Origin of the sequence: Aeromicrobium sp. REDSEA-S32_B7 (genome assembly GCF_001626145.1) — a bacterium.
Classification (GTDB): domain Bacteria; phylum Actinomycetota; class Actinomycetes; order Propionibacteriales; family Nocardioidaceae; genus Aeromicrobium; species Aeromicrobium erythreum.
In genome coordinates this window covers 1-6,233 of record NZ_LUNF01000232.1, presented here as the reverse complement: position 1 = coordinate 6,233, position 6,233 = coordinate 1, and the positions used below count along the sequence as shown (strand labels likewise).

The 6,233-nt window shown below is 74.2% G+C and carries 8 protein-coding genes; 5 read left to right on the top strand and 3 right to left on the bottom strand.

All coding sequences use genetic code 11. The annotated features are described in order from the left end of the window. Positions 1-15: 15 nt before the first annotated feature. On the top strand, positions 16-606 hold the full coding sequence (locus A6Q79_RS14935) for a DUF3043 domain-containing protein (RefSeq protein ID WP_317698696.1): 591 nt from the start codon (positions 16-18) through the stop codon (positions 604-606). Here A6Q79_RS14935 and A6Q79_RS14930 read toward each other — a convergent pair. Then, positions 576-770 carry a hypothetical protein gene (locus tag A6Q79_RS14930; RefSeq protein WP_067858399.1) on the bottom strand — a complete coding sequence of 65 codons (195 nt, stop codon included), beginning with the start codon at positions 768-770 and terminating at the stop codon, positions 576-578. The two genes, A6Q79_RS14935 and A6Q79_RS14930, sit on opposite strands and share 31 nt — an antisense overlap. A gap of 87 nt (positions 771-857) precedes the next feature. Beyond that, a complete protein-coding gene (gcvT, locus tag A6Q79_RS14925; RefSeq protein WP_286690359.1) occupies positions 858-1,973 on the bottom strand; it encodes a glycine cleavage system aminomethyltransferase GcvT in 1,116 nt (371 codons plus the stop codon). Between the two features lie 78 nt (positions 1,974-2,051). On the opposite strand from gcvT, the gene A6Q79_RS14920 reads away from it, so the two are divergent. Genes A6Q79_RS14920 through A6Q79_RS14910 form a run of 3 tightly spaced genes read left to right on the top strand, consistent with a single transcriptional unit; the run spans position 2,052 to position 5,225 of the window. Beyond that, the gene (locus A6Q79_RS14920; protein WP_317698695.1) at positions 2,052-3,503 is read left to right on the top strand and encodes a leucyl aminopeptidase; all 1,452 of its coding nucleotides are present in this window, start codon (positions 2,052-2,054) and stop codon (positions 3,501-3,503) included. Further along, positions 3,496-4,770: a serine hydrolase domain-containing protein gene (locus A6Q79_RS14915; RefSeq protein ID WP_317698694.1), complete on the top strand. Its 1,275-nt coding sequence runs from the start codon at positions 3,496-3,498 to the stop codon at positions 4,768-4,770. Before A6Q79_RS14920 ends, A6Q79_RS14915 begins: the two co-directional genes overlap by 8 nt. After that, the gene (locus tag A6Q79_RS14910; protein ID WP_067858416.1) at positions 4,770-5,225 is read left to right on the top strand and encodes an ASCH domain-containing protein; all 456 of its coding nucleotides are present in this window, start codon (positions 4,770-4,772) and stop codon (positions 5,223-5,225) included. The genes A6Q79_RS14915 and A6Q79_RS14910 overlap by 1 nt, the downstream gene beginning before the upstream one ends. Before the next feature lie 17 nt (positions 5,226-5,242). Here A6Q79_RS14910 and A6Q79_RS14905 read toward each other — a convergent pair whose 3' ends face one another. Continuing rightward, complete coding sequence (locus A6Q79_RS14905; protein ID WP_193786265.1) at positions 5,243-5,845, bottom strand: hypothetical protein; 603 nt, start codon at positions 5,843-5,845, stop codon at positions 5,243-5,245. A gap of 202 nt (positions 5,846-6,047) precedes the next feature. On the opposite strand from A6Q79_RS14905, the gene A6Q79_RS14900 reads away from it, so the two are divergent. Next, positions 6,048-6,233, top strand: a 186-nt coding sequence (locus A6Q79_RS14900; protein WP_317698693.1) for a hypothetical protein, incomplete at its 3' end; no start/stop codon positions are given.

Here is a 6,233-nt window from a genome sequence, read left to right as displayed (position 1 = left end):
GTGTAGGGTGACGCCGTGACGCAGGAGAACGCCGCCCCCGACGACCGCACCCAGGCCGCCAAGAAGGGCCGTGCGACGCCGAGCCGCAAGGAGGCCGAGGCGGCGCGCAAGAAGGCGATGAAGACGCCGATGACGCGCAAGGAGCAGATGCAGCGCGACCGTCAGGCGCGCTCGGACCTGCGTCGTCGTCAGCAGGAGGCCCTGCGGGCCGGCAAGGGCGACGCCCTCCCCCCGCGCGACCGCGGCCCGGTGCGCGCGTTCGTGCGTGACTACGTCGACCGTCGTCGCAACGTCGCCGAGTACCTGCTGCCGATCCTGCTCGCGGTGCTCGTCCTCAGCTTCGTCCAGGCGCCGCTCGCGCAGCTCGTCGTCGTCTACGCCTGGGGCGTGATGATCCTGCTGACCATCATCGACGAGGTCCTGCTGGTCAGCGGCCTGCGCAAGCAGCTGAAGCTGCGCTTCCCGGGCGAGTCGCCTGCCGAAGCCGGCGATCGCGCGCGGCGAGGAGCCGCGCGAGCGCGTCTGACCCCTCACCTGTCGCGCCCCTCACCTGTCGCGCGAGGGCCCCGACGGGGCTACTCGCCGTGCAGCGACATCGGTCCGTAGACCTCGGTGTCGCCGTCGAGCAGCCGCGCCTGGTCGACGCCCTGGTCGAGCAGCTCGGCGAAGGTCTCGCCGATCCAGGTCTCGGCGTCACCGCGGCTGTCGAAGGCGTCGGAACGACCCTTCTCCTGCCCGTCGGCGGTCTCCAGCAGCCAGGTCCAGCTCATCGACGTCCTCCTGATCGGTCGTGCGTGGTCGGTCGTGCCATCCTCGCCCCGACGTGACCGTGCGGCAGGCCGGGACGAGGTCGGGGCTCAGGTCGAGGGGGCGACGAACGGGGGCTTGGTCACCGTGAACGGCTCAGCGCGACGTCGCACCTCGACGAGCACGTCGTCGCCGTCGCCGACCGCGCGGTCGAGCAGGGCCAGCCCGATCCCCTGGCGCAACGTGGGCGAGAAGGTCCCGGACGTCACCTCGCCGACGACGTCACCGGGTCCGCCGTCGGGTCCGACGGACCGCACCACCATCCCCGGACGCGGGATGCCGCGGCCGGCGGAGACGATGCCGCGGACCAACGGGACGCTCTTCTCCTCACGCTGACGCACGAGCGCGTCCTTGCCGGTGAACGTCGACTTGTCCCAGCCGACCGCCCAGCCGGCGCGTGCCATGACCGGGGAGATCTCGGCCGACAGCTCGTGGCCGTGCAGCGGGTAGCCCATCTCGGTGCGCAGCGTGTCGCGCGCGCCGAGACCGCAGGGCCGCAGCCCGTGCGGCTCGCCTGCGGCCAGCAGCGCCTCCCAGACGGCGGGGGCGTCGTCGGCCCGGACGACGAGCTCGTAGCCCTTCTCCCCCGTGTAGCCGGTGCGGCACACGATCGCCTCGGCGCCGCCGACGGGCGCCTCGACGAACGACATGTAGGCGTGGTCGGTGGGCACGCCGACACCGGCGAGCACCGCGTCGGCCGCGGGCCCCTGCACGGCCAGGACGGCCAGCTCGCGGTGACGGTCGACCACCTCGATGCCGGCCGGAGCATCGGCGCGCAGCCGCTCCACGACGGCGGCCGTGTTGGCGGCGTTGGGCACGAGGAAGACGTCGAAGTCGCTGCGCACGTAGGCGATGAGGTCGTCGACGGTGCCGCCGTCCTCGTCGCAGCAGAGCGTGTACTGGGCCTGGCCGGGACGGATGCGACGCAGGTCGTTCGTCAGGTGCGCGTTCACGTGGTCGACGGCGCCCGCGCCGCGGACGCTGGCCTTGCCCAGGTGGCTCACGTCGAACAGGCCCGCCGCCTCGCGCACGGCAGCGTGCTCGGCGAGGACGCCGCCACCGGACTCCGACGGGTACTCCAGGGGCATCGACCAGCCCCCGAACTCGGCCATCTTGGCGCCGAGGGCCACGTGGTGGTCGTGCAGCGGCGAACGGAGCAGGTCCATGTCGGCCAACGTAGCGGGCTGCGTGATTACATGGGCGACATGGCCCCTTCGACGCCCGCCCGCTCGTCCGCCTCCTCCTTGCCTGACGTCTCCGTCAGCACCGCCAAGCCCTCGACGGTCAAGACCGACGTCCTCGTGCTCGGCGTGCGGACCGACGACGACGCGGCCGACCCCGCCCCGACGCTGGCCCTGCTGGGCTTCACCGGCGAGAAGGGGCAGGTCGTCGTGGCGCCCGGCGGGGAGGCCACGAAGGCGGGCACCGTCGTCGCCGTCGGCCTGAGCGAGGAGCCCGACGCCGAGGAGCTGCGCCGCGCCGCCGCCTCGGGCGTGCGCGCCGCGATCAGGCTGAAGGCCTCGACCACCGCCCTGGCGCTGCAGCCGGCCGGTGCGGACGACGTCGTCGCGGTCGCGGAGGGCGCGCTGCTCGGCGCCTACCGCTACGAGGCCTACAAGACGAAGGCGTCCGACGACGACGCGCGCCTGGGTGCGGTCACGGTGCTGTCGGCCTTCGGGCGCCAGAGCACGGTCGTCGACGCCGTCGAGCACGCCGCGGTCGTCGCACGCGCCACCGCCCTCGCCCGCGACTGGGTCAACACCCCGCCCGGGGACCTGCGACCGCCGGCGTTCGCCGACCAGATCGCCGAGGTCTCCGGACGCCAGCCGGTCAAGGTCTCGGTGTGGGACGAGAAGCGGCTCGAGAAGGAGGGGTGCGGCGGCATCCTCGGCGTCGGTGCCGGCTCGGAGGCTCCCCCGCGTCTGGTGCGGCTCTCCTACGAGCCCCGCAAGGCCGTCACGCACCTCGCCCTCGTCGGCAAGGGCATCACGTTCGACTCCGGCGGCCTCTCGATCAAGAGCGGCTCCGGCATGCAGACCATGAAGATCGACATGGCGGGTGCCGCAGCCGTGGTCGCCGCCACGCTCGCCATCGCCGAGCTCGGCCTGCCGGTCAAGGTCACCGCCTTCGCCTGCCTCGCCGAGAACATGCCCAGCGGCTCGGCCACGCGTCCGGGTGACGTCCTCACCATGCGCTCGGGCTCCACGGTCGAGGTGCACAACACCGACGCCGAGGGCCGCCTCGTCCTCGCCGACGGTCTCTCCCTGGCGGTCGAGGCCGGCGCCGACCGGATCGTCGACGTCGCGACCCTCACGGGCGCCTGCGTCGTCGCGCTCGGCGAGCGCACCACGGGCGTGCTCGGCAACGACGACGCCCTCAGCGACGCGATCCTCGACGCCGCGCGCACCACGGGCGAGTCCATGTGGCCGCTGCCGATCGTCGAGGAGATGAAGTCGGCGGTGACGTCGTCGAAGATCGCCGACATCCGCCAGCACAACCCCAAGCCCTACGGTGGCACCCTGTTCGCGGCCGCGTTCCTGCGCGAGTTCGTCGGCGACACCCCCTGGGCGCACCTCGACATCGCCGGCCCGTCGTTCAACGACGGCGGCGAGCACGGCTACACGCCGTCCGGCGGCACCGGCGTCTCGGTCCGCACGCTCGTGCGTCTCGCGTCGGACCTCGCGTCCGGTGACTGAGCCGGACCTGCTCGAGGCGACCCGCCGCCGGCTCGACGCCCGCGTCGCCGCGGAGCAGCGGGACCGACGCCTCCCGTCGGTCACCGCCGCTCTCGTGCGCGGGGGTCGGACGGTGTGGTCGGGCGCGGCCGGCCACGTCGACGGCATCGATGCGTCGCCTGAGGCCACGGACCGGATCGGTCGGCACCTGCCGGAGCTCGACCTCGACGTCACCGTCGCGCAGCTGCTGAGCCACACCGCCGGCCTGCAGGCCGAGACCGACGCCTCGTGGTGGGAGCGCTCGCCGGGGCTGACGTGGACGGACCTGCTCGCGTCGGCCGCACCGCGGCTCGTCCACGTCCCCGGCACGCGGTTCCACTACTCCAACACCGGCTTCGCCGTGCTGGGCGAGCTGGTCGCCCGCCTGCGGGGCACGTCGTGGCACGAGAGCGTCGTCGCCGACCTCCTCGAGCCGCTCGGCATGACCGCAACGACGCTGCGACCCGGCCCCGACGCGGCACCGGGCCTGGCCGTGCACCCCTTCGCCGACGTCGCCCACGTGGAGCCCGAGCACGACGCCGAGGCGCTCGCTCCCGCCGGGCAGCTCTGGTCGAGCGCCGAGGACCTCGCGCGCTGGGCCGCGTTCGCCGCCGGCCGTACCGACGACCTGCTCCCGTCGGGCACGCTCGAGGAGATGCTGCGACCCGTCGCCGTGAGCGACGTCCCGCGGCAGCCCTGGACCGGGGCCCACGCGCTCGGCTGGCAGGTCTGGAACGTCGGCGGTCGCCGCTTCGTGGGGCACGGCGGATCGATGCCCGGCTTCCTCGCGGGCCTGCGGGTCGACGCGGCCACCGGGGATGGCGTCGTCGTCCTTGCCAACGCCACCTCCGGCCTCGGCCCCCTGGCCACCGACCTGCTCGACCTCCTGCGCGAGCTGGAGCCCCTGGCTGGTCCGGCCTGGACACGCCGGCCCGGCCACGCGGACCGGCTCGACCTGGTGGGCGACTGGTTCTGGGGCACCGCCCGATACCCCGCACGTCTCGAGGACGAGTACCTGGTGCTGGGCGAGCCGGGCGCGGGCCGCGGGGCCCGCTTCCGCGCCGACGCCGACGGCATCTGGGTCGGGCTGGAGGGCTACCACGAGGGCGAGCGCCTGGCGGTCCGTCGTGACGCCGACGGCCGACCGGTGCAGCTGACGCTGGCGAGCTTCGTGTTCACCCGTACCCCCTACGACCCGTCGCCGGACGTCGAGGTGCCGGGCGGTCTCGACGAGGCCGGCTGGTCCTGATGGACGACCTCTGGGCCGCGTACGTCGCCGCGCACCCCGAGGCGGCCGACGTCGAGCCCGCGGTGGAGCCGTTCGGCGACTCCCCCGCGATGGCCGACGCGCTCCTCGCGCTCGTCGTCGGTGGCGGCAAGCGCGCGACGGCCGGCCCGGTGTGCCCCGACGACCACCCGGTCCGCGTCGGCGACCACTGGGTCGTGCTCGACGGCTCCGGACGGTCCCAGGTCGTGCTGCGGACCGTCGACGTGCGCGTCGGGCGCCTCGACTCCGTCGACGACGCGTTCGCGCGCGACGAGGGCGAGGGCGACCTCACCCGCGCCTGGTGGTTGCGGGCGCACCGCGACTTCGCCCGCCGGGTGCTGGGCCTCGCGGACGACGTCGACGTCGACGCGATGGAGACCCGGTTCGAGCGCTTCGCCGTGGTCTGGCCCCCGGAGCACGCCGACCCCCGCCCCTGACGTCCTGAGGCTGGGGGTCAGGAGAGGTTGAGGGTCTGGGCGGCCTGCTCGACCTCGTCCCACTCCGTGCGGTCGCCGCCGCGACGGTCGGGGTGCGAGCGCGCACGGGCCTGCTTCCACCAGCGGCGCAGCACCTCGTCGTCGGGGCGGACGGTGACGTCGCCGCCCGCGACGTCGGCCGAGACCTGCAGCGTCGCGATGGCGTCGCGCTCGCTCGGCGACAGCGAGCGGGGTCCGGCTGGCGGACGCGTCGGTCCGCCGCCGGCGGTGGAGCGTCGCGGGTCGCGGCTGCTGGACGACGCCGTGTGGCCGCTGGAGCGGCCCTGCTGGCGCACCGCGTAGTCGCGCATGCGCTGCGGGTAGCCCACACGGTTCGCGTCGTAGACCGGGATCCCGAGCTTGCGGGCCAGCTCGGCGGCCGCCTTGTAGGACTCCACGCGTCGGCGGATCGACTCGCCGTCGGACGCGACCAGCACGACCGTGGGCTCGTTGAAGGACGTGCGCGGCTCGACGTACGCCTCGACGCCGTGACGGATGGTCGCCCAGTCGCGCAGCGCCGCCATGTCGTCACGCACGGCGCGGCGGTCGGAGCTGCCGCGTCGGCGGCCGAACAGTGCCATGGCGACATTCTGCCCGACCCCTGGTGGCGACGGGCCCGGTACGAGGCGACCGCTCCCCCGGACGACCCCCGCGACGACCCCTGTGGACGACCCCCGCGGACGAGTCCAGAGAACCTACTCACCGGTCGCTCCCCCCGTGGTGCGGCGTGGGCCGAGGGTGACAAGATGGCTGGCGAACGACCATTCCACGCGGGAGGACACTGTGGCGGACAGCCCGGGCGACCAGAGCACGAACACCTTCGACATCGTCATCCTGGGCGGCGGCAGCGGCGGTTACGCCTGCGCCCTCCGTGCGGTGCAGCTCGGCCTCAGCGTCGAGGAGGCCGCCTACGGCATCCTCGAGATCGCCGCGTTCACGATGGCGGGGGCGGTCCGCGAGGTCTCGGTC

Coding starts and splice junctions, on each gene's coding strand:
- A6Q79_RS14910 (WP_067858416.1), top strand. CDS start 4,770: ATGGACGACCTCTGGGCCGCGTACGTCGCCGCGCACCCCGAGGCGGCC.
- A6Q79_RS14930 (WP_067858399.1), bottom strand. CDS start 770: ATGAGCTGGACCTGGCTGCTGGAGACCGCCGACGGGCAGGAGAAGGGT.
- gcvT (WP_286690359.1), bottom strand. CDS start 1,973: ATGGACCTGCTCCGTTCGCCGCTGCACGACCACCACGTGGCCCTCGGC.
- A6Q79_RS14905 (WP_193786265.1), bottom strand. CDS start 5,845: ATGGCACTGTTCGGCCGCCGACGCGGCAGCTCCGACCGCCGCGCCGTG.